The sequence below is a fragment of the Cupriavidus sp. GW823-FHT07A04 genome (assembly GCF_058794615.1).
In genome coordinates this window covers 42,560-64,350 of sequence record NZ_JBXAHA010000021.1, presented here as the reverse complement: position 1 = coordinate 64,350, position 21,791 = coordinate 42,560, and the positions used below count along the sequence as shown (strand labels likewise).

Below are 21,791 nucleotides of genomic sequence, written 5' to 3'. Positions count from 1 at the left end.
CGACCTTCCCGAGGGCCGCATTGGCCCAAAAGCTCTGCCGGCTGCGGACGAGTGATGGCTGCTTTGTGGCAGGGAAGCGACCTCAGCCGGGGCACGCATCGGGATCAAACCAAGCTTCGACTGAATACATCAAAGCGTGCAGCCTTCACGTATGATGCGGCGTCAGCGCGCTGCCCGGCCGCTACTTCGAAGAGCTGAAATTCCCGGCGAGTGGCCGCGCTGCTCACAATTGCACAAACAATTGCTAGCGCCTTCTCTTCGTCATGTCGACGAAGCCATTCCAGCATCGCCGCGACGATCCTGTCACGCGCCACGCCACGGTCTACTTGCCAATCAAGCCATCGGTGTTGGTGAACTATTTCACCGGCCAGAGCTCGGTCCAAATCCCCAGTATCCACCGGTTCGTCGGCTAGACACACACGACGATTTGAGACCTTCTGCATCCTCGGTTCGAGATACCGAGCGCGGAAATCAAGCCAACCTCTCTTTGCGCAGGTCTCCCATAGCTGCTCGATCTCGTCTTCGGGAAAAAGATCCAGGTACGGCTTCAGATTGTCCAACTGAGCAGGAATGGATAACCCGACCTTTCCACCCGAATCAATGGTGGCGTTCGTGAAAAAGTGCTTAAGAAGATCTCCTGGATTCTGAGACGTGGTGAGGGCCTCACGCGCCAAGCTCGCAGCCTCAGGAGCTGTCGAGAGCAGTGCGGTTTGGACCATCAAGGGCTTTGTCATCAGTTTTGCCCACTGGCGGCGCAGCATGGTGACCGCGCGCTTGGGTTCAACGTGTCTAAGCGCCCCGGCAACCGCGTACTCCAGGTTGGTGTAACTTTCGCCTTGCTCCTCGGCGACTTGATCGAGGAGCGGATTGAGCGCTTCTGTTAAGGTGTCTGACCAGAGGTGGTGTCCGATGTGGAGCCAGTATTCAGGGGCCTCTGGGAGCTTCCTGAGCACTTCCGGAATGACCGACCTGTCCTGCCGCCGTGCTCGCGCCCACAACGCGCGCTCGTGCAGAGGGCTTCCCGCAGGGATCTGGCGTGCGATCTCGAGATCGGCATCATCTAGAGTTACCTCCCAGAAAGCGAACGCCTGCTTCCGGACGTCGTCGGACTCGGCTTCGTCGCGAGCAATGCTCAGGAGCCGCTCCTTGGAATCTGATGACATGCGTCTGCCAGCTTCCCGCGAATGACGTTCCCAGTCGGACTTCAGGAAATGTGCCGCCATGAAGCCGGACTTCGCCGCATAGCGCGCAACCTGCTCCACCGCATCAGGATGATCCACGGTGCGCAGCATGTACGTGATCGGCCATCCGATCTTTTTGGATGCATTCGCCCGCTCGACAAGATAGCGCACAGCATCACGCGGTGTGTAAGCTCTGAACTCCCATGCCACGTGGTCCGCAGCTAGGCGTTCGGCCGGCTTTCCAATCGTGGAATCCGGTTCGTCTGGAAGGGCCTCCCATACGTCGCACACGGGCCCCAGCGTTGCTTCGGGATCACCGCCACAGCAGCGTGCAGCCGCAAACAGGTACGAGCGCAGTTTTCCTTCTCTGCTTTCGTCTTGGTCCCAACACACTCGAACCGGTTGCGCGAGGGTACTGTCTCCCAGATACCCAGCTAATCGCAAGGCACCCACTCTCATGCCTGCCTGCCCAGGCTGGCTCAAGTCGGCGCGGCGTAGGACGGCGTCCACGGCAGCGACCAGGTTGCCGCCATACATTCTCTTGACTAGAGCGAGAAGGCTTTGCTTTCCCGCGACCGTCGTTCCTAGCTCATACATCGATAGGAGTGCTAGCCCTGCACCGACGTTTCCGTTTCTGAAAGCAGCGGCAAAAAGCGGATGCCACGGGTAATCGCCGGGCGGGAACTGCGCGACGAGCTGCCGGACATGTGGATCTGTCGTCTCAGCAAGGATGTGGGCGACCGCATACCGCCGGTTGGACATGGCCTTCCCCTTCGCGTCTTCCCGCTGCAACCATTGACTAAGCGCCTGCGCTGCGATGCCGGTGTAGCTGCTGCCCAGCTCAGAGGCCAACTTCAACGCATGAACCGCCGCCACGGGAGTTGCATCCATCAGATGCACCATTTGTTGCAGCGGAAGTTCAATGTGTACTGCCGCGCCTGCGACCACCTCGGCAAAGAACGGGTCGCTGACGTAGTCGGGTACTGCATCCGTTTTGAGCACTTCAGCAAGCGCTCCGCCGAACAGACTGTGCATCACCCGGTCGTGTCTGAATTCGAGTGTCTCCGCCGCACCCGCATAGGATATCCGTATCATACTGCCCTCGCGCGCGATATGCCTTAGCAGCGCGATCACATCCTGGTCACCAATCCATGACTTGACCTCAATCCATCCGGGACCGAGGGACCGGTGCTGCAACATGCTGCGTAGTAACTGTTGTAGCGCCTGAAGCACTTCAGACCTCGTGCGCTGCGCCTGGCTCGCAACTATCCCAAGGCGTTCCTCAACATAGGTTTGGATGACACCCGCGGCAGCACCTTCCGACGTGAGATCGTGGAGACCAATCAACAGAGGATCCTGCCCCAACCGGTCAGCAATGGACATCGCACGGTACTCATCCACCTGCAATCCGAGGACGTCCGCGCGCTTGCGTACGGCCCGGATCGCCTCGGTCGAGCTGTACCTGTCGACACGAAGCACTGTCACGGCTTCGAACACACGCTTCTGATCCTCGATCGCGTCGAGATGCCGCGGCCAGATAGGGCATACAGCGCGCCAGAGTCGCTCAGAGGCGCGTGCGTCCGCAGAAGCTCGTGTCCAGGACAGGACCTTGTTCAACAAAAGCCCCGGATTGTCGGCTCGGTTCACGTCTTCCACCAGCACCAGCAGCGGCTCTTCATCAGTGCAAAGCGAGAGCGCCTTTCCGCCGGCTCCAGCTTCGAGTTCGGGCTCCTGACGCCGCAGTTCGCCCTCGAGGGCCGTCTCCATGGTCGCCGCGATGACGAGAAACTCCGTCTTGAGAACGACTGCGGGCAGCCCCTGCTCGATATGTGCATCCAGCGTCGTCGCGCAGGCGGTTGTCTTGCCCATCCCCGAAGCCCCGACAACCAACGTGTGACCACGCCCGAGGATGAAGCTGTCGCGGCGAACACTCTCCCCTGCCACTGCAAGCGGGAGATGATCCCGGATACTGCGTTTCCCCATCTCGAGCAGAAGCTCCCGTGACATAAGCTTCACGGGTGTGCCTAGGTGGTTTCGCCGAATGATCTGTCCCGTCGGATTCGTATCCAGGAAATGGGCAATCCTGGAAACTGGCCACACGTCGAGCTCAATTCCAGCCGCGTGGGCCCGCGCTTCCACCGAAACGCGCAAGTCCAGCGACGTCTCCCGATTGGCCGTCAGGGCGAAGGTCACGGCCAGCCCCGGGTGGGCCTCGCGCACCTTCTGGATTTCTGCAATGCCCTTGACGAGGTCACCTGCAGGCTTGGTCGGTTTGCCTCCAGCCTTTCTTGGTTTGACCCTCGCCGGGTCGTGGAGCCACTTGCTCTCCAAGTCCTTCTGCTCGGTGGTGTGCGCGGCGCACACAAATCGCGCCCCCTCGACCGACTGCACCCATCCGACATTGTCAAAGGGGGCCTTCACCGTCTTGCCCCCGGGTTGCACGCCGGGATGGGACAGGTTCTCGTAGAGCGGGGGATTAGCAGCGCGCAGCACCGCCGCCGCGATGCGTTCGAAAGCCGCAACGTCGCTCATCTCGGCAAGGCGTCGTGCGGTGTTAGTGTCTGTAGTCATGGCGCCGATTATGGCAAAAAAATCGCGGCAACCCACCCGCGCCGAAGCGCAACGGTAGATCTGGGCAGACCGTGGGAGGCCGAGGGGCGCTGAAGTTTCGGAATGGAAGCGTGGCTTGTGGCTAGATGTTAATTAAGCTGAGGCCTGCGCCAAAGTGCAAAAATCAAAGGTGGTGAACGTGCCAGACTTGCTTCAGAATCATGATGACTTCATGTCTATGGTGTCGTCTGGTGGAATGATGAACCCGTTGGACGCGGTTGAACGACCGCTCAATCCCTATGGACCGCGTTGGTGTGGTTCTGACAAGAAGTGGAAGTTGTGCCATAAAGACCGTGGCAAGAAAGCTCGGGTGCCATTCGGTAAAGCACAAGCCCAACTTATGATGTTCTACGAGGTTGCGCGTGACCATTGACCAGCCCGGGCTGCCGGATGCGCTCAAGGCGATCGCCGCCAATGCCGTGCAGTCGATCTGGCAGGCCGCCAACGAGGCCGCTAGCGGCGAGCTGGCCGCCTTGCGGGCGGAGGTGCGGCTACAGGCGAGCAAGGCGGAAGCGCAGCGCGACCAGGCGCGGGCCGCTGTGGTGGTGGCCGAGCAGGAAACAGTCGCTGTGCAGGCCGAGCTCGACGCCGTCCTGCGCGCGCGCGGCGCCACAAGGGGAACTGGACGCCGAGCGCCAGGCCCACGCGGCCGCGCAGGCGCGTCACGAGGAGTGCAAGCGCCAGGTCGAGGCGCTGGAGCGGCAACTGGGCGAGACGCATACGCAGTTCTCGGCGGACCTGGAGCGCACCCGCGAGCAGGTGGTGGTGGCACAGGAGCGCGCCAGCGCAACCGAGCGCCGCGCGCTGCGCGAAATCGACCAGGAGCGCACGCTGCGGCAGAAGGCCGAGCAGGCGGTCGCGGAGCTGCGCACCGAGCTGGCGGCCATGCAGGCGGGGGTGCAAGACGCCGCCGTGGCTGCCGCGGAGGTGCGACTGCAAGCCGAGCGCGATACGCTTAGCCGGCAACTGGCGGCGGCCGAGCAGGCGCTCGGACTTGGGCTGGCGGCACAAGAAGGGCTGCGGGCCGAACTGGCAGCGGCGCTGCGGCGGGCCGAGCGCGCACAAGCCGAAGCCACCGCGTCGCGCCGCCTGGCAACGACCAGGCGCCAGGTGCCAGCGACCAAGACCAAATTGAAGTTCAAGGCGGGGCCGGCCTGAGGAGAGGAGGGGGCGAGGATTTGCCTACCGCACGCGGCGATAAGCCCGTCGACAAGCCACGCGGGGGCCGAGTGTCGACGGTGTCAGCAGATTTGACTAAAATTTAAGCAACGAGGGCGGCCACGTCCTCCCGCCGGCATGGATTCCCACTGCAGCCATCACCTAGAACAATTCCGAAATCCAGCGCTGCCGCCAGACGCACCACGCGGGATCCGACGGCACCGCAAGCCTATTCTCCCACATCATTTCGATTGAAATCGAGCGCGTGGAAGCCATCACGTGGATCCGCATCCAGATGGCCCAGCACGGCCTGACCTTGGCCGACCTGCAGGCCGCCGGCTGCTTTGCCGAGCCGCCGCCGACTCCAACGCCAGGAGGGGTGCGCTACCGCAATGCGCACGGGCAGGGCTGGGACGGCTGCGGTGCCATGCCGGACTGGTTGCAGCGGGCAGTCAACGCCGGGCAGACCGCGGAACAATTCCGCGTGCCCATCGCGGGGGTAACGGGGCGCGCCGTGAAGGGGAGTTCCGACTTGAAATCAAATGGCTAGCCGGAGGCGCGGCGGATTTTTGACGAAGCCCGGCTATCCCTCAAGAACGTCGCAAGCTCGAACTCGCTGAGTTCCCGTGGAATCAGCCGCATCCCGAGATAGGCCAACCGCCAGTGATCCGTCGCGCTCTCCCACGCGTGAGACGGGCTGCGGAGGGTAGCGCCAATGAGACGAGGTCGCAATGTTCAGCCTGGGGATGTGCTGCTTCGAGCATGCCAATAATCGAATGACGTCAGAAAGCAACATATAGATTTATTGGCATTTTTTCGAGGTAACCGCCCGGAAACCCGCATGGTCGTGAGGGGCAGTTACCCCGGTAAACTGCAGCGAAAACAAAGGGATCCCTGGATGGTTCTGACACCGGAGGCCGGCTCAGCGTGCGGTGAGATATAGCAACGCAGCAGGGGAGACCTGGGACGGGCATGGTGCCATGCCCGATTGGCTTCAGCGAGCGGTCAATGCGGGGCAGTCTACCGACTTCTTTCGTTGTGGTTGGCCTGTCCCGTGGCCAGCGCCTATGGCTTAGTCATTCCAGTAGAACTGGGCGTGCCGAGTGCAGAACGTGCGCGCAGTTGGTCCCAAAGCGCCTTTGCACCGCTCTCGACATCGCCATTCGAGATCCAGATTGGCCTCCTCGTCTCTTCGTCTAGGGTGGCGCTGCCTGCAAAGACCACGAGATAGGTTTCGTCGGGCAATGCCCTATCTGCTGCGCACGTCGGATTGCGCGTGTCCTTGCCTACAGTCTCGTGTCCCAGCTGACGGTGCAAGGCCACGGAGCCTTCTCCAAACTTCTTCTCTGGACCGGTATCACCCGCGATTGCATAGGCAATCTTGTTGCCGGTTATGACTACGGCAAGATCGCCCAACTGTAGCCCAAGTTGCTGATTCGGAGGATTATCTTTGCACGCGGCCGGGGCGTGCTGCCCACAATTGGGTAGCACGAAGTAGAGTATCGCGTTTGCGTCCAGCGAACTCCCGTCCTGGCGCCGAAGGCTGGTTTTCTCATCGCCCCTGTCGCAAGCCCGGATTTCCTTGGACGCGCCATCGGTGTCGAGTTGCAGTTCGGGGGCTCGGAGGATCACTACCTTGCCACCATCCACTGTTTTGACCACCGGGAAAACTAACTTCAACTTCGTTTTGCCACCTTCTTTCACGTACTTCTCTATGCCTATCCATTGCGTAGTCCCATCGGAGAATGTCACCTGTTTCGCTTGTCCAGCTCCAAAGAGCGCTTTGGCGTCGTCAAGTGGTGAGGCCGATGCTGACGTGCCGAAGGTGACGGCGAGGATCGCGGCAAGATGTAACGACTGCACGCGCATTTGCTTCTCCTAGCAAGCGACTGCATCTATCGGGGACGGACGGCTGGCGGGATTTTAGAGGCAACGACCCGCTCGCCTAAACCCATCGAACGGGGGGGGGCACTCTCTCCACCGAGCGGGAATACTTCGTCGGGCTGGTAAGCGGACATCATGCTGTGCAGCGCATGGGCGCAGAACTCCTGGCTGTACGCGCGGAGTCAAGCGACGATCTTGTCGCTGCATTCCGGGTTGTCAAACGGCTCATCGCTCGGCGAGATGTCGACAATTTGCAGCGATGCGCTGTCAAAGTAGGAAAGCACATCGATATGGGGGCGGAACAAGTACTGGACGCAAATGCCAATTCTGACGTTGGCCGTACCGAGTTCATCGCCTCTTAGCCCCCAGAAAACGAGACTGAAGGTGCCCTCGCAGATCTCCCCGGTGTCCTTCAGTAATGCTCTCGGGCCAAGGAGACAGGCTCACCGCCGGTCAGCCATTCTGTCAGGGTGTCCGTGACCTCGCCATCAGCGAGTAGAGAATGGAGTTGGCCTGACCCTCGGAGTAGGTCCAGTTGACGGTGCATAGAACCTCTTCGGCGGGAATCCGCGTAGTTTCAGCATACGCGTGTAGGCACGAGAGGCCGGCATGGCGCCGGCGCTCCTCCTCGAGGCGCCGACGCACGGCGATTTCCTGACATAGCTGCTCGAAGCGGTCCTGCGGCTCCTTGGCTTTGGTTTGTGCTACCTTGAATTCGGGGCGCAGCGCCTCGAATTCCTCTTCTATCGCAGCGACGAACTCCGGCGTGACTTCCCACGCCTCCTCGATCCACGGTTCGATCATCTCCATGATCGCTTGCGCCGTCCTCGCATCCGTAAAGGTTGCGGTAATTTCCCTTCGACGCGTACCAGCGCGGGTCAGATTTTGGCTCCCAACGCTTGCGAAGGGATCTGGCGCCATGACGACCTTGGCATGGAGATCCGGGATGCAGAAGACCTGGTGACCAACGGCGAGGATTGCCGATGGCTTCTCCCACAGATTGCGAGCTGTAAGCTGGCTTCCTGCCGATATGTATCCGCTCGCCCATGCCCCTACCACCTTCAGGCCGTGCACATTGGAGCGACCGAGCATTGTTTCGCCCAACTCGACTTCTCGCCTCGACGCCCGACCGCGAAGCGGTCTCGCTTGGAACGCGGGGCAGTTCGAAGGAAGCCTTGAGCATAAACAACCGGTTTCTTTCGACTATATCTCAAGACAACCGCAGAGAAGGGAAAAACCAAACATCGACTCACAAAGGTAGATGCGGGATTCTCTAGTGAGCATCGCTCCATTAGGTATGGCCGAAAAAAGCCGGCGAATCTCCCAGATCGTAGTCGAGCATTCCATCAAGCAGACCTATAAATATTTCGATTTGAAAAGCATAAAATCATTTTATGTAACTGCGCTGACAAGCTCTGACAGTTAGGCGATGGGCGTCTTTGTGGATACCCCTCTTAATGAGGGGGTGACGATCTCGCAGAACTTCGGTCATTTCGCTTGTGGCCTCACAACTGAATAGCTAGACTGACCTATCAGTGCCCGGCAAGATGCTGCGATCCACGACGGTCCTTTTACCGGGCGGCATGGTTGGCATCGGAGATCCATCGAAGATCCAATGGGGGAGGAGCCCGAGCGTGAGAACGATTTTCAAAATCATTCCATTCGCGATGCGGTTGGCCTTGGCATGGTTTATCGCCCTCACGGCACTGAGCCAGGCACAAGCTGAGTCGATCAATCAACTGGGCTCGTCAAAGACTATTCGTTTGACTATGTATGACGACGGCAAGTCGTGTCCAGGAAACTGCGACGCGCATGTCGTCTTCGATTCCTCTCTCAATCGGACTGAGTTCGCCCATGATCCCGCGTCGGGAGTTGAGCCATATCGGGCCTGTGTGTCCGGGGCGAGCTGCGAAGGATCGGATCAATTGCTTCCGCCTACCGGAAGATGTGAACTGCAAATCCATCATGGATGATTCCAAGGCAAAGCACGAGGCCGACTTGGCCCTATATGATGAATGTAAGCGCGTGTCCCTAAAGCGATATAACCTCGACAAACCGGCTTCCCAGCGGCGCTCGAACGACTGCGCCTATGAGGCGTTGTCCAATGGAGGCCCGAACAGTCGGGGTCATCGCTGGAAGCGGCTAATGCCTGGCGCCTGCCGTACTGGTACATATGTGAGTCGCGACGGCCTGGACCGTTGTGGTGGTGTCACTTTCAAGGATGGCCCGCTCGACTTGGAATGCCATGCCTTCTACCCAAAGAGTTGACGACCGTGCCAGCTTCGCCCGTCCAGTATTTCGGCCCATCACTCAGAATCCAACGGTCGCACCTTAATGGTGGCGACGTAAGGTCGCCAGACGCTCGCCCATCGAGTCAAAAACGAAGACGGGCAGCGATAGAATACCCGTGAATTGAGGCGTTCCATGCAAATGCACACCAGTATTTCGCGTCGGAGAGCGTTGTTTTCTCTACTTGGTATGGCTTCCAGCGGTGTTTCTGGTTGTTGCTTTTGGCGTACCTATCCAAAGGAAAAAATTACTAGCGAAGTACCCCCAATTGCCCCCGATCAAGCCTTCCTTCGCCCCACGAAGATTGGCGTCAAGAAGACGACTCGGTTTGCGCTCGACGCTCACGCACATTTCTTCAATGCTGCTGATGTCAACGCCGGCGGTTACATAAAGGGCCCGGTCGCACACACCATTCCAAACGATCAACTCAGACGCTTCGTTGAGCGCCTCGCCCCGGTAGTGGATCGCCTGGCTTATCTTGCGCCAACCGCAGCGGATGAATTCAATAGCTTGACGTCTATTTCCGGACGGGCACCAGACCTGGGTCTGATGTCCATCGATACCGCCTTGCAGACACAAAGCGATTCGCATAGACGGAGAATCGCTACGGAGCTGACTAAGGAAATCAAGGCCGAGGGCATGGATCAGGAGTACATCCTACTGCGGCGTCGTGAGCTTTCATTGGCGTCACCGGCGATGGCAGGTGCGGATCTGGCTCTGAACGACGAATCAGTACTAAGCGCGATCGACCCCATGCGACGCTTCCAGAAGGAGGAGGCGGAGTTTATAAATCTGGAAGCAGTTTATCAAACTGTCGGGGGGGCCTTGGAATTCATTGGGCATATGCTCTCCCCACGATGGATGAATATTCGGGACTATCAGTATTTCTACACCACCGGTCCGAAGGCGTTCGGTATTGATGGGGTTTTTGGTTCGCTTGTAGATTTCGACTACTGGCTAGGAAATTCTCGGCCGAAATCTGGTCGAGGCGACCAGATTCGACTGCATGCCCTGCTGTCTCGGCTTAGCGGTGGCTACATGTTGCCGCTGGTAGCATACAACCCCTGGTCGGATATTGAGCGAAACGATGAGTCGTTCCACTATGTGGTCGATGCCATCGAAAAGTATGGTTTTATCGGAATAAAGATTTATCCGCCGATGGGGTATTACCCTTATGGGAACGCCGAGCTTCCTGTTCTTTCCCCGGGTCAATTGCCGGATGCGAAACTCCTCGACCAGAAGCTTGGGAGACTGTTTCAGTGGGCGGGGAGAAGGAACATTCCGGTGATGGCGCATACGAATGAGTCGATGGGTCGCGATGACGGCTCGGATGACTACGGTGGTCCAGAAGGTTGGGCGATGCTTTTGAATGCCGCCATGGAAAACAACTGGCCGAGTCCAACCATCAATGCAGCCCACTTTGGCGGGGACGCGCCTAGAAAGGACCACCCTGAGCAGCACTGGCCAAGGCAATTCGGTGAACTCATGGGATCGCCAAAGGGCGAAAGACTCTATGGTGACCTGGGATATTGGTCTGCCCTCCGCCAATGCCCAGAGCACGGGGCATCTGATTCCAATTGCGAGGTCGCCAAGGCTCGCATTCAGGCTGCGATCAAGGCGGATCCGAGGGTCGTGGACCGCCTCATGTACGGCACCGATTGGTTGATGTTGTCCAAAGAGACAAAGTGGTCTAACTATGCCGATGAGCTGGCGTCGAATCTGAAAGGAACATTGCCCCTTGATAAGGTGATGTATCGGAATGCTATCAACTGCTTCGGCTTGGGGCTAGGGCAGGAACATCGAGTGCGAGTTGCCAAATTTCTGAATTTTCCATCCAATGATCTTCCTAAGTGGCTGACCGATATGGCTTAGTTGCAGCGATCAGCCCGCGTGGTTTAAGAAAATCCGATTTGCCTTGTTCGCACAATTGCGTTGGGCCACCTATAACAGTTTTTGGTGATACGGGAGCAGGAGTAATGCGACAGTTTCTGAAAGGGATGGTTTTCGCGATGATACTCTCGCCCCTGGGTGGGTGCGCCACTGCGAAGATCTTCAATAGGGATATTCAGAGCGCTGGAACGGATGGGATTTTTGGCGTGCCTGCAGTAGGTAGTTGTGCATCACCGAAAGCGGGCTATGTTCTAGCTCCGGCCGCCGGGCCTACTCCTATGGCGATCGTCAGTTTGACCGCCGCGCAAAGCGGCGGTACTGACCTTCAGTTGGGACTGAGTCTTCTCGCGTCCGCCATGTCAAGCCCACTCTCACCGGCGATGGCTCATGTGTACGACGCCAGTATGCAGAGTTTTTCGCAAGGACTTTTCTCGAGGCTTGGCATTGATCCAAGTGGCATCGATATCGATCTCGACTCCGTAACCCTTGATGCGGCGGACCGCGCCAATCAGGTACTGACCTCCGAGCTGTTTCGAAAATTGGTGCCGGCGGACCCCGCTGTGGCTGCTTCAAAGTTTGGAAATGGGGAGATAAAAATCGGCCGCCAGGAATGGATCACAATGATCCAGGATGTATCTCTTGCCACCAGCGGGGAAGGATGGGTTGGTGCCGCGGCACTGGCGCTGGCACCCTACGCTAGGGCATATGGTATCCGCCCGATAGCGGCGGGCGAGCAGGCTGAGAAAGCCGCTCAAGTTACTTTACGGGTGCTCATTGCTCGCTACGTGTCCGATTATTTTCGGAATGGGCAGATCTTGGCATTGGATTTTGACTACCCACACCTCAAGGCAAAACTCATCGAGAAGCTCAAGCAATCGATCAAGGACGATACGGTCCTCACTGCAGCAAACGCGCAGATTGATCAACTTGCCAAAGACTTGGGGGAGCAACTATGCAAAGCAGAGACCAAGCAGACCCCCTGTCGAGTGCTCGGCGTGCTCGGTGAGCAAACCTTCGTGAGCCGTGCTGGCAAGAGCTACGGCTTTCCCGGCCTCGCGGCTACGGTGGACTTGACAGGCGATAAGAAGGTATCTACCAACAAGGTGGACCCAAATGCCGTCGTTTCCGATTTAGTACGTGTTTTGTTTGAGGCGGTAGGTGATGATCGAATTCGTGTTCCAGGTGCGGAAAACTCATCGCTTTGCAAGGCTTCTAAGGCCATGTGCGCAACCGCGGGTAACGCTGAAAAGCTCAAGCGGGTGGACAATATCGGGGACCGTGTTGAGGCGGGGACATTTTCTACCGTTGGGATCGCGATTCGAGGCGGATGGCTGTTTTCGATCAACAACGAAGCGCTCGCGAGTTCCATTCAAACGGCAGTTGCCGTGGGCGCACGAAAAACTGCTGAAGGTGTGATGTGGTCTCACCTTAACCACTGCGAAGCCACTATGGAATCGGTCGGGCGTCCTGATTCGACGTCACATACAGTCACGCTCCGACTGACCGAGTAGAGCCCCTGATCGAAGCCACCGGCGTGGCCTGGCCACTAGTCGATCCGCAAACGACGAAAGGCACGGTGCCGACGCTCACCATCGACCGCCTTTCAACGGCGGACGCCAATATCGACGCCGGGCCGCATTTCGGATTCACTGACGAGGTGTTCAGGACAGCTTTGTCGCTCGCGCTGGATGCGATGCCCGGCGCGGTGTTGAGCGGAACGGTGCCAGGCAGCGCGAGCGATGAAGTTTCGAGGTGGATCGACTCCGGACCTGTCTCGCTCGCTGTTGAGCTGTGAGCGGTGACGGTTTCAGGTTGGACATGCTACGCGACCTTGGTGGCGCCATCGGCGGCCTCGGAACGACGAGCAGGCCACCTAACCATATGCCAGAAACAGATAGCGACGCCAACCTTTCCCATCGGCCTTCTACCCCTTCCGAAGAACGTTTCTTGAGGGTTGGCGCAGCTGGGATTGACCTGGTGCATGAGCCCGTTTGATAATCCAAGGATAGGCGACTCTGCGCAGCAGAAGTCCGTCCATTGCGATATAGACCATGGCCTCGGACACATCAGGACGCCGCTCGTAGTCCCTGACCAGGCGACGCCGGCGAATCATCTAACCGAAGGTACGTTCCACCACCCAACGCCGGAGTAGCACCGCGAAGCCAACATGATCCTCGTGACGGCGCACCACCTGCACGACGAAGTCGAGCGTCGCGGCTTTATCCATCAACGTGCGACGATCGTATGCGCCATCTGCAAACAGATGCTTCAGTCCCGGCCAGCGCTTCTTTAGCGCCTCCAGAACCGCCAACGCCCCGGAACTATCGGCGATGTCCGCGGGCGTCAAGTTCACCATCGGCAAGTGGCCATTCGTATCCACGGCAAAATGCCACTTGCGCCCGACGATCTTCTTTCCGGCGTCATAGCCGCGCTCTTTTGCCGCTGGAGCCCTCACCGACTGGCTGTCCATGGTTTTCAGCCCGCCCGGTTGAATGCGATGGAGACGCCAGAGGATGGCTAGACCCGAGGTTATTACAGTAAGCATGCGTGAGTTAGATAGGCTCAAGACCGTCCAGGCGGTTGTGGATGGTCAGTTTGGCCGCCGAGCGGCTGGAGAGTACCGATTGGCAATTTCGGTGGCTGCTAGAACGGTAAGGGCAGGACGGCCGGTGGGGACTGATATCCCGCCGCTGGGCCAGCCCGGCCACAACCAACTCCCGCCAGGCGTGGAGGCGCGGGCACGCGGCCTGATCCGCGACAGCTACGCCAACGCTGGCCGCCGAGACGCTGCGCGAGCGGAACGGGATCGATTTGTGGGACCACGCGCGCCAGGGCTTTGAGGTTCAGCGCGCGTGCCGCGGGTCAGGCCGCCTTCCGTCCGAGGACTGCGAACGTGAGCTTGGCCTTGTTCTGGTCAAAGACGTAGATGGCGCCAAGAGGGACTGCGGTAACAACGACGCCGCTGAGCACCGAGGTTACCTGACCATTGAACAGGTTCAGCATCGGCACCGGCGCGATAGCCTTGGAAATGACGTTTCCAACGTAGGCACCGAGAACCGCCGACGCCGTCCCAAGCATCACGACCTTGATGCTATCGAACTTGTTCTCATCGTCGCTCAGGAGCACCCGTACGGACCTGACGACCGAGAGCGTGCATTCGCGGATGATCGTGAGCACGAACGCCGGCATCTTGATGATTAGCGAGATGAGAATCTGAGGAATCGCGCTTAGTGCACCTGCGACGCCACCCTCAATTCCTGCAGCTTTCGCTCGCGCCCAGATCTGTCGCTCCTCGAACCGCTGGGTGAGCTTCTCAGAGATATTCTGTTTGCGCTGCTGGATATTGGCGAGCAGGCCGTTCTCATCTACGAACTTACCGTTCTTAACAATGTCCTTGATTTCGTCCACGAAGATATCAATTGTCTCCATAACGATCAACCCAACAACCTGCTGGGCGGCCATTCTTGCGCCGGCACTGGCGACCGTCATGCCAATCTCCTTTGCGGCGGCAAACCGCATCTCATCGAGCTTCTTGTGGGCCTTCTCGTACTTCTCAAGGGCCTCGGCCTCGTTGACAACAAGATCTTTCCCGTTGACGTCGATATGGATGAGATTCGGGTCGTCGGCATCACGGATGCCGTTGGTCTCGAGGTAGACCTTCAGGTCTTGTGCTCCCTTCGACTGGTTCAGCGGGCGGCTCGCAAAGATAAGGTTGTCATCAAAGTTGATAGCATCAACGATCTCATCGTTGTTGGTTCCCAGTCGCAGCAGCCAGTCGTTGTAGATCTCTTTGGCCGAGATGACATGCTCGATGTCGTACCTGCCGACGCTGTCACCACCGCTGCTGTGTGGGGTGAATGACGCCTCGCCCTTGTTTCGAGGGTCGAACCATTCGTCGCCGTTGTACCCATTCTGCAGGAGAATGAAGTGGTCCTTCGCAAATTTGATCTCATCCTTCTTTTCCGCGAAGCCCTGCGCGTCACGAACGTTGATTCCGCCGTTCTCCTTGTCAGAGAAGCTTCGGTAGTCGACGGACAGGTTTGCGTAGCGGTCTTCTAATTTTTTGTCGAGGCCTGACATGATCGGCGCCAAGCAAAACGCCGAAATTGCGCGCTGAAAGGCCTCACGCTTGCACTGTTCAAAGATGTCGTCGATGTCCTTCGGCCTGGATGGAAGGCGCCCGCGAATGCCGTCGATCATCTCTGAGGTCGTCTTGTCGACTTCGAAAGTCGATCGATAGAAGCCTGAGATCTTCTCGGCGCTGAGCTCGCGGTACTCGGAGAATTTGTTGGCGTAAGTCTCGCGGCGCTTCAATGCCTCGAAATCGACGTCTTCCAGCTTGTCCTTGGCTGCCTCGACCAGTTTTCCGGCTCGCTCCATACCCGCGTCGACCAGCCTTCCAGTGTGCTCCTTACCAGCGGAAAGGCAGTCTGCGGCCTTGTCGGCCGCCTTCCCCTTAAGGCTTCCGATCTTTGTACCGAGCTCGGCTTCCTCCGCTGCTGCAACTACCTTGTCCTTCAGTCCACTGCCAAAGGCGGTGACCTTGCCAAAGAGTCCCATTGATCATTTTCCCGTAGTTTGACGCCCATTGGTTTACGGCGCCGCTCTGGCCTTCTTTAGGCGAGATCGTCCCACATCATATTTGGTGGTATTGGCCGCGGGTCGCGGATGGTCAGCTACGACGGCGCGTGCACGGTGCTAAATTGAAGTGGGCGCCTGAAAAGGCACCCGACGGTAGGGGTTGCATGGGTGGCGTAGGTTTGGGGCACTCCGTTGTAATGCCGATGGGCGCGGCAGGGAAAAGACGGCCTTTGGCTTAGGAGAGGAGCAGATGCCATCTCGATGGAACAAAGCAAACACCATCCGACAGCAGCTCCAGCCACGCGCACGGCAGAACGTTCTGCTCGAGCTCGGCTATTTCATCGGCCACCTCGGGCGCAACAAAGTCTGCGCGCTCAAGCGTGGCGAGCTCGAGATCCCGAGCGATTACCTCGGCGTGGTTTGGGTGGCAATGGATGCCGGCAATGGCTGGAAACAGGCCTTGGGACAAGAACTGCAGGCGGCCGGCCACGACGTCGACTGGAACAAAGTAATGCGGACGTGAACAGCAAGGTGAAATCGCACATCGATTTGCGGCACTGCCACCTCGGGGCGCCGCAGGCGAAGCAGGTCGTTGATGTCGCGCTGCTCAGAAAGCGCAGGGGCAGAGCCTAGCTGCAGGCGGCTCTCCTGTTGAGCCCGCGGCTGTAGAGCAGGGTGGCCTCCGCATGCTCGATGCGATCGGGAAGGTCGACCTGCGCGGAGAAGGTTGGCGGGGTCTGTAGCCATTCGAAGATCTCTGGCGCCTGCCCCAGGGCGCGATCCATCGCCTCGTTCAGTTCGCGGCCGCACCGGCGCTGCAGCCCGGCCCGCGGCAGCCGGCGGATATCGGCAAGGCAACGGCACCCTAGTCCATCCAGCCATTCCAGGAATGGCCGTGCGGCAGGCAGGGTGCCGATGGCGAGCGCGCCGAGCCGGCGCTCCAATGCCTCGATCTTGAGGGTGCTTGCGCCACCGGCATGGGCCAACAGCCAGGCGCCCTGGGCTGTCGGAGCACAGCCGCAGGCCGCGCTGAAGCCCAGCGCGGCGACAGACGCGCGCATGCGCCGGCGCAACTGGCGGATGCCGCCGAACAGGCGCAGGCTGGCCGACCCGTCGACCAGCACGGACGCTTCTTCGGCATGCACCACGTTGGGCGCGAACTGCAGGAGCGCCATGGCCACGCGATGCAGGGCGTCGGCTTCCTTCTCCGGGGCTCGATCGTACAGCAGGGTCCCCGGCGCGATGGTCAGCACGCCGCCGCGGCGCATCTGCAGGCGGACGTCAGCCTCCGCCGCCAGGCGCGAGGCGAGGTGCACGCGTTCCTTGTCCAACACCGCCACAGCCAACTCAGTGGACCAATTCGGCCGGAAGACTTCGAGTGGCAGGGACGAGAGGTGCAGGCAGATCCAGAGGCGCAACATGACGGTGAAGCAGGATCGGCGACGGTTCCAGCAGGACGCGCACGGGAAGATCGATAAAAAGGCTCGCACCGGGGGCTACCACACTTGGCCCGCCGCCGCGACCGAGACCGCCTGACGGCCGCCAGCGTCGCCAACCGGCTGCGGATTCAACCGGTCAACGGAGGACCTCGCGCGACCTTCGAATGTCGTATACAGGGTGTTCAACGGTCCAAGGGGAAACGTGCTCCAGCAAATAGTCCGTCTCCTCAGTGAAGTCGCGAGCAGCGCACCTCGCACGAACTAACCGACCTATGTTCATCAGCATCGCGTGATACCTTGATTTTGAGACTAAATAGTCCTAATATGGCTTGCATGAACACTACTGATACACACCGCCCCCGGAAGGGGCGTGCCGCCGAACGTGGACGACCGCGAGAATTTGACATCGACGAAGCAGTTGAGGCCGCTGCGCGAGTATTTTGGCAACACGGTTACCACGCGACCCCCGTCGATGCGCTATGCGAAGCGACCGGAGTCTTTCGCGGCAGTTTGTACAGAACGTTTGGCGATAAGCATGGGCTCCTCGTCGCGGCATTCGATCGTTATGCAGAAGGGGCCGTTGCGCGACTGAAGGAGAGGTTAACCGCCGACTTACCTCCACGGGAGGCACTTCGCGAAGCGCTATTGCACTATACGAAGGTGAGCGGAAACTTATCTGAGCGGCATGGTTGCTTCATTACCAATACGGTGATCGAACTCCTGCCGGGCGATCATGCTCTACGGTCACGTATTGAATCGACTTTGCAGCGCATCACGATGCAATTCAGTCTCGCGATAGCAAGAGGTCAACAAGCAGGCGAATTCGATCATCGTCTCGACCCAGAGGAGGTCGGGCGTTTCCTAATGTGCATGGTTCAAGGAATACGCGTGCTCGGTAAGGTCGACATGAATGAGGCTGCCCTAGCATCGATCGTCGACATGGCGTTGCGCACAGTGACATGAAGCATATCCGAGTCTCGTAGCTCGGTTGGCGGCATCCGCAAAAAGTGGATGCCGAATTTTTAACGATTTTGAGAATGATCATTCATGAATTCATCAACCGCTTTGGCTTCAAGGTCTGCCGGCTATTGGAACGGGATTGCTGCATGCCTCGTTGCAACAATCCTGTTTGGCGTGATGTTTCCCGTCATGACTGATGCGCTGCGTTACATCGATCCCTTCACGTTTACTTCGTTCCGGTACGTGATCGCAGGCGTGGCCTTTGTGGTCCTATTGCTGCGACGGGAAGGAATAGGTGCGTTACGAGCAGATGGCAAGTCGCTGCTGTTCGCCTGGTTCCTTGGTTCGATTGGCTTCTGCGGGTTCGGATCGTTTGTCTTTCTGGGGCAGCAGTTAGCTGGGGAACAAGGGGCGCTTAGCGCGTCTATCATGATGGCCACGCAGCCGATGATGGGGTTGCTCCTCAATGCGCTAGTACGGAGATCCGCGCCCCCGCTGCCTTCATTTCTGTTCGTTGTCGTCTCATTTATCGGTGTCGCCCTAGTCATCACGCAGGGTAATCTGCGGGCTGCTTTGCTCGCGCCACAACACTACGCGGCAAGTGGCCTCATCGTTCTGGGTGCACTCTGCTGGGTTGTCTATACTTTCGGCTCCGCGTACTTCACACGATGGTCGGCGCTGAAATACACGACAATTACGACATGGCTTGGTTTGACCACGATTGTCAGCGTGAACGTGCTGCTCGTAGTGACGCACGCAATAGCCGCTCCCACGCTCGCTGCACTTTGGACAATCACGCCGCATCTGATTTACATGGGCCCGATCGCGGGTTTTGTCGCGATTCTCTGCTGGATATCTGGTAACAGGACTCTCGGGCCGATGAATGGCGTGCTGTTTATGGACGTGGTACCGGTTACTGCGTTTGCCGTGTCGGCATTGACTGGAGTTATGCCGGGCGGAGCACAAGTAGTCGGCGCCGTGATGACTGCGTCTGCGCTGGTTCTCAACAACCTGTATTTGCGGCGACGCTCCCGACGAATGGCGGCATCCGCGCTGACCTGACGTTAAGGGAGGCCGTTCCTCATCGATTCCGTGCGAGCGATGACCGGCAGCGTTGTCCTCGCCAACGGCCGTTGATATGCGGTCCGGTTGAACGTCGCTTGTGGGTTGCGGATTCAACCGGTCAACGCAACAGCTTGATGGAATCGTTCAGCCGGTGTATCGAAGTTTAGTGTTTCGCGCGGGCGTTCGTTGAGCCTTCCGGCTATGGCGTTGAGCTTGGCTTGCGAGTAGCCCGAGAGATCGGTGCCTTTCGGGAAGTACTGTCTCAACAGGCCATTCCGTGCGGGACTTTTGAAGTGTGGTGCGACGGCGACCATCAACTCACTGCTACAGCAGGGGTGCGTCAATCAGGACGCTCGCGCTAAGCCTGCGAATTCGAGGGTCGACGAAGTATCCGCCGCCCTCTACGTAGCGCAAATACGCTCGCTTGCAAACCGAGCATTCATGCACTTCGCAACGGTTGTAAGGGAAATACAATGGTGCGATCGGGGCATCTGCAGCCCAGATGCTGGTTCCAGCAGGGTGATACTCCTCGAACGTAGCCTCCTGATAGCTGTCCCGCACTAGGGTGCCGACCCTGCGTAACAGGTTTTCGGGAAAGCTAACCGGCAGAGTAACCCAGCCAGCCAGCGAAGGGGCATTGCAAGCGCAATCCGCAGTTACACGGTCAGTCTGGAGCGCCAGAGCCTGTAAGGCATCGAATTCAAGGTAGGGGACGTCTTCCACGATGGGGCAGTTGTTCGGGGGAGGGCAGTTGACCTGCTGGGACCCTAGAATCATACCCCAGAAGCAAAGGAATCCGAGGCCAAGAAGGCATGCTCCCCTTCCGACTGGCCAATGATTCGGAGTATGGCTTGTCGATGGCCATCATCTCCAAAGACATCGGGAGAGCCCTCTGAATACGGGTCTCTTGCATATCAACGACCAAACTGTGAATGACGAGGCCATCAATACGTTCGGTGGCGTAGGGGCGTCCGCCAACGGAACAAGCATTGGTGGCCCTGCGCCGCCACGCCGAAGGCCAGCAGCGTCGCGCGCGGTTGGCTCAACGAGCGAATCTCACAGTTGAGCACCGATTCCAGTTGCTGAAACAGATTCTCGATGCTCCAGCGTCGCCGGTATAGCCGGGCGACTGCCTCTGCCATCAGATGGGCGGCCGGGACATTGGGCAGCAAGCGGATGACGGTGTCACCATCCTCGATGGCGCCATTCAGATGCAGTTCGATGCGCAGCAGCACAAGCGGCACGTTCGATTCATCTGGGATGCTGACCGCTTCCTCGTACACGATGCCGGTTTCGACCCGGCCCATTTCGTGTAACGGCTCCAGCTCGCTGGGACTCGGATTGCGGCCGTGCTCCCGCACGATGAAGACGCTGCCACCCGGCAAGAATCGCCCGGGTGCAGAAGTTGCGATCGGCGATCCATAGTTCGGCCGGCTGGGCCGGTGCGAGCATGGCCCTGGTGAAGATAGCTCCCCGAAGCCGCATTGGCTAATGCCAGATCGAGGTCAGCGTCATCCAGCACTATGAGGGAGTTCTTTCCACCCAATTCGAGCGATACCTTCTTCAAGTTCTTGCTCGCTGATTCGCCAACCTTGCGCCCCGCCTGCGTCGAGGCCGTGAACTGGACCATCGCGATGTTCTTGTCCGATGTGAGCGCGGCTCCGTATCGCTACCTCCGGGCAGGACATGCAGCAAGCCAGCACGAATACACGATCACGCCGGCGGTCATACAGGAGAAGGATAAGGCGGGTCTGCGAGATCTGCGAATCAGGGTGGATGGGGAATTCGAGGTTCGCTTGCCGCAAAACGCCCAGGTGATGTCTCACAATGCCGTAGGCACGCCGGACATCTTCAGCAGGGCCTACGTCTGGAACGTGGGTTCGATCGATGTCCGTCCGAACATTAGATTCCGGCTCTAAGGGCCGCACCGCTGTCGAGAGCGCTATCCGTGGACGTGGATTCCGATGTGCACCCCGTCCTGAACGGACGGGGCTGCGGCTGATTGGGATGCGGTGATATCTGCGTACATGGTCCGGACCGGCTAGTGCGCCGGAGCGTATGCAGCGAGCGTCCCCTGCAGTTGCTCTCAGGCCTCAGGGATCAAGAACTTATCCCGATGTTTGCCGAGCCATGCCGGGGCGCGTCCGCGGCCAGACCAAGTAGCACCAGTCTTGGGGTCTTGGTACTTCGGGGGCACTTCAGCCTTTGGGGCAGCAGCGGCCTTCGCGCCCAATGCCGGTCTTCCGCGACGGCGCTTCGGTGCCAGATCGTCGGCAGTAAGTTCGTACTCGGCCATAAGAGCACGGATCTGCTCGATCACGCCGGCGACTTCCGTCGCACGCACTTCAGCCAGCTGAGCCTCGATTTTTTCTTTCTCGGCCAATAGTTGTTTGTATGTCGCCATGTTGGCTCTCCGTCGGAAATGGTTAAGCCTACAGTATTTTTAGCGTTTGCGCGACCGGGTGAAGGTCACTATTAAATCCGCCTCAACGCAGTGATTCTGCACGCCGATGCTACCGCGGCTCTCTTATGCGACAGTTCTCGCCAGCGCTTCTCGCACTCGTCCTGGCTACCAAAGAAAAAATAATCAGATATCGCGGGCACGTCGGATTCAATAGGCGCGACCGTAAAATACCAGTGGCCGTTGCCAGCGGCCTCGTGGTCGTCCACAGGCTGGTCTGGTTGGGCATCAGTGGCTAAGTTATGAACGGCGATCGCCAACAGGATTGCCGCA

15 protein-coding genes and 5 pseudogenes are annotated in these 21,791 nt (G+C 58.9%); 10 read left to right on the top strand and 10 right to left on the bottom strand.

Translation table 11 applies throughout. The features are described 5' to 3' along the window. Positions 1–104: 104 nt before the first annotated feature. Complete coding sequence (locus AC1Q7Q_RS30980; protein WP_492371538.1) at positions 105–3,752, bottom strand: hypothetical protein; 3,648 nt, start codon at positions 3,750–3,752, stop codon at positions 105–107. Positions 3,753–4,205: 453 nt separating this feature from the next. Here AC1Q7Q_RS30980 and AC1Q7Q_RS30975 point away from each other — a divergent pair, with 453 nt between their 5' ends. From AC1Q7Q_RS30975 to AC1Q7Q_RS30965, 3 genes and pseudogenes are all read left to right on the top strand, one after another. Next, complete coding sequence (locus tag AC1Q7Q_RS30975) at positions 4,206–4,949, top strand: hypothetical protein (protein WP_492371539.1); 744 nt, start codon at positions 4,206–4,208, stop codon at positions 4,947–4,949. Between the two features lie 265 nt (positions 4,950–5,214). Further along, the gene (locus tag AC1Q7Q_RS30970) at positions 5,215–5,499 is read left to right on the top strand and encodes an H-NS family nucleoid-associated regulatory protein (protein ID WP_492371540.1); all 285 of its coding nucleotides are present in this window, start codon (positions 5,215–5,217) and stop codon (positions 5,497–5,499) included. Positions 5,500–5,881: 382 nt separating this feature from the next. Then, a pseudogene (locus tag AC1Q7Q_RS30965) lies at positions 5,882–6,025 on the top strand (H-NS family nucleoid-associated regulatory protein); the annotation flags it as partial. Here AC1Q7Q_RS30965 and AC1Q7Q_RS30960 read toward each other — a convergent pair. Continuing rightward, a complete protein-coding gene (locus AC1Q7Q_RS30960) occupies positions 6,015–6,818 on the bottom strand; it encodes a glycoside hydrolase family 75 protein (protein WP_492371541.1) in 804 nt (267 codons plus the stop codon). The pseudogene AC1Q7Q_RS30965 and the gene AC1Q7Q_RS30960 sit on opposite strands and share 11 nt — an antisense overlap. A 480-nt stretch (positions 6,819–7,298) precedes the next feature. Further along, positions 7,299–7,925, bottom strand: coding sequence for a hypothetical protein (locus AC1Q7Q_RS30955; protein ID WP_492371542.1), 627 nt, complete (start codon positions 7,923–7,925; stop codon positions 7,299–7,301). A gap of 1,332 nt (positions 7,926–9,257) precedes the next feature. Here AC1Q7Q_RS30955 and AC1Q7Q_RS30950 point away from each other — a divergent pair. The 3 genes from AC1Q7Q_RS30950 (at position 9,258) to AC1Q7Q_RS30940 (ending at position 12,807) form a co-directional block, all read left to right on the top strand. Then, complete coding sequence (locus AC1Q7Q_RS30950) at positions 9,258–10,994, top strand: amidohydrolase family protein (protein ID WP_492371544.1); 1,737 nt, start codon at positions 9,258–9,260, stop codon at positions 10,992–10,994. Between the two features lie 104 nt (positions 10,995–11,098). Then, positions 11,099–12,523: a hypothetical protein gene (locus AC1Q7Q_RS30945; protein WP_492371545.1), complete on the top strand. Its 1,425-nt coding sequence runs from the start codon at positions 11,099–11,101 to the stop codon at positions 12,521–12,523. A gap of 65 nt (positions 12,524–12,588) precedes the next feature. Next, the gene (locus AC1Q7Q_RS30940) at positions 12,589–12,807 is read left to right on the top strand and encodes a hypothetical protein (protein ID WP_492371546.1); all 219 of its coding nucleotides are present in this window, start codon (positions 12,589–12,591) and stop codon (positions 12,805–12,807) included. Between the two features lie 207 nt (positions 12,808–13,014). On the opposite strand, the pseudogene AC1Q7Q_RS30935 reads toward AC1Q7Q_RS30940, so the two are convergent. Both AC1Q7Q_RS30935 and AC1Q7Q_RS30930 read right to left on the bottom strand, forming a co-directional pair. Next, a pseudogene (locus AC1Q7Q_RS30935) lies at positions 13,015–13,482 on the bottom strand (transposase); the annotation flags it as partial. Between the two features lie 392 nt (positions 13,483–13,874). After that, positions 13,875–15,572 (bottom strand): hypothetical protein, encoded by a 1,698-nt coding sequence (locus AC1Q7Q_RS30930; protein WP_492371547.1) that lies wholly within the window; start codon positions 15,570–15,572, stop codon positions 13,875–13,877. A gap of 271 nt (positions 15,573–15,843) precedes the next feature. Between AC1Q7Q_RS30930 and AC1Q7Q_RS30925 the strand changes: the two genes are divergently transcribed. Beyond that, entirely contained in the window at positions 15,844–16,116 is a 273-nt protein-coding gene (locus AC1Q7Q_RS30925) for a TIR domain-containing protein (RefSeq protein WP_492371548.1), read from the top strand. 106 nt (positions 16,117–16,222) lie between these two features. Here AC1Q7Q_RS30925 and AC1Q7Q_RS30920 read toward each other — a convergent pair whose 3' ends face one another. After that, complete coding sequence (locus AC1Q7Q_RS30920) at positions 16,223–16,933, bottom strand: Y-family DNA polymerase (protein WP_492371549.1); 711 nt, start codon at positions 16,931–16,933, stop codon at positions 16,223–16,225. 432 nt (positions 16,934–17,365) lie between these two features. On the opposite strand from AC1Q7Q_RS30920, the gene AC1Q7Q_RS30915 reads away from it, so the two are divergent. Together AC1Q7Q_RS30915 and AC1Q7Q_RS30910 are read left to right on the top strand one after the other, a co-directional pair. After that, positions 17,366–17,995, top strand: a complete 630-nt coding sequence (locus AC1Q7Q_RS30915) for a TetR/AcrR family transcriptional regulator (protein WP_492371550.1) — start codon at positions 17,366–17,368, stop codon at positions 17,993–17,995. An 84-nt stretch (positions 17,996–18,079) separates the two neighbouring features. After that, positions 18,080–19,054 carry a DMT family transporter gene (locus tag AC1Q7Q_RS30910; protein WP_492371551.1) on the top strand — a complete coding sequence of 325 codons (975 nt, stop codon included), beginning with the start codon at positions 18,080–18,082 and terminating at the stop codon, positions 19,052–19,054. 113 nt (positions 19,055–19,167) lie between these two features. Here the strand turns inward: AC1Q7Q_RS30910 and AC1Q7Q_RS30905 are convergent. Continuing rightward, a pseudogene (locus tag AC1Q7Q_RS30905) lies at positions 19,168–19,332 on the bottom strand (transposase); the annotation flags it as partial. Between the two features lie 552 nt (positions 19,333–19,884). On the opposite strand from AC1Q7Q_RS30905, the pseudogene AC1Q7Q_RS30900 reads away from it, so the two are divergent. Further along, positions 19,885–20,060 (top strand): annotated as a pseudogene (locus tag AC1Q7Q_RS30900) (aldehyde dehydrogenase family protein); the annotation flags it as partial. Here AC1Q7Q_RS30900 and AC1Q7Q_RS30895 read toward each other — a convergent pair. The 3 genes and pseudogenes from AC1Q7Q_RS30895 to AC1Q7Q_RS30885 all read right to left on the bottom strand — a co-directional run bounded on the left by AC1Q7Q_RS30895 (position 20,002) and on the right by AC1Q7Q_RS30885 (position 21,461). Next, on the bottom strand, positions 20,002–20,364 hold the full coding sequence (locus AC1Q7Q_RS30895; RefSeq protein WP_492371592.1) for a transposase: 363 nt from the start codon (positions 20,362–20,364) through the stop codon (positions 20,002–20,004). The pseudogene AC1Q7Q_RS30900 and the gene AC1Q7Q_RS30895 overlap by 59 nt on opposite strands. Before the next feature lie 146 nt (positions 20,365–20,510). Beyond that, positions 20,511–20,755 (bottom strand): annotated as a pseudogene (locus tag AC1Q7Q_RS30890) (aldehyde dehydrogenase family protein); the annotation flags it as partial. A 388-nt stretch (positions 20,756–21,143) separates the two neighbouring features. Then, positions 21,144–21,461 carry an H-NS histone family protein gene (locus AC1Q7Q_RS30885; protein WP_492371552.1) on the bottom strand — a complete coding sequence of 106 codons (318 nt, stop codon included), beginning with the start codon at positions 21,459–21,461 and terminating at the stop codon, positions 21,144–21,146. Positions 21,462–21,791: the final 330 nt, after the last annotated feature.

What these genes read in the sequence shown, in the direction of transcription:
- AC1Q7Q_RS30980 (WP_492371538.1), bottom strand. Translation starts at nt 3,752, where the DNA reads ATGACTACAGACACTAACACCGCACGACGCCTTGCCGAGATGAGCGAC.
- AC1Q7Q_RS30975 (WP_492371539.1), top strand. Translation starts at nt 4,206, where the DNA reads ATGCCGTGCAGTCGATCTGGCAGGCCGCCAACGAGGCCGCTAGCGGCG.
- AC1Q7Q_RS30960 (WP_492371541.1), bottom strand. Translation starts at nt 6,818, where the DNA reads ATGCGCGTGCAGTCGTTACATCTTGCCGCGATCCTCGCCGTCACCTTC.
- AC1Q7Q_RS30955 (WP_492371542.1), bottom strand. Translation starts at nt 7,925, where the DNA reads ATGCTCGGTCGCTCCAATGTGCACGGCCTGAAGGTGGTAGGGGCATGG.
- AC1Q7Q_RS30950 (WP_492371544.1), top strand. Translation starts at nt 9,258, where the DNA reads ATGCAAATGCACACCAGTATTTCGCGTCGGAGAGCGTTGTTTTCTCTA.
- AC1Q7Q_RS30945 (WP_492371545.1), top strand. Translation starts at nt 11,099, where the DNA reads ATGCGACAGTTTCTGAAAGGGATGGTTTTCGCGATGATACTCTCGCCC.
- AC1Q7Q_RS30930 (WP_492371547.1), bottom strand. Translation starts at nt 15,572, where the DNA reads ATGGGACTCTTTGGCAAGGTCACCGCCTTTGGCAGTGGACTGAAGGAC.
- AC1Q7Q_RS30925 (WP_492371548.1), top strand. Translation starts at nt 15,844, where the DNA reads ATGCCATCTCGATGGAACAAAGCAAACACCATCCGACAGCAGCTCCAG.
- AC1Q7Q_RS30915 (WP_492371550.1), top strand. Translation starts at nt 17,366, where the DNA reads ATGAACACTACTGATACACACCGCCCCCGGAAGGGGCGTGCCGCCGAA.
- AC1Q7Q_RS30910 (WP_492371551.1), top strand. Translation starts at nt 18,080, where the DNA reads ATGAATTCATCAACCGCTTTGGCTTCAAGGTCTGCCGGCTATTGGAAC.
- AC1Q7Q_RS30895 (WP_492371592.1), bottom strand. Translation starts at nt 20,364, where the DNA reads ATGGGCCGGGTCGAAACCGGCATCGTGTACGAGGAAGCGGTCAGCATC.
- AC1Q7Q_RS30885 (WP_492371552.1), bottom strand. Translation starts at nt 21,461, where the DNA reads ATGGCGACATACAAACAACTATTGGCCGAGAAAGAAAAAATCGAGGCT.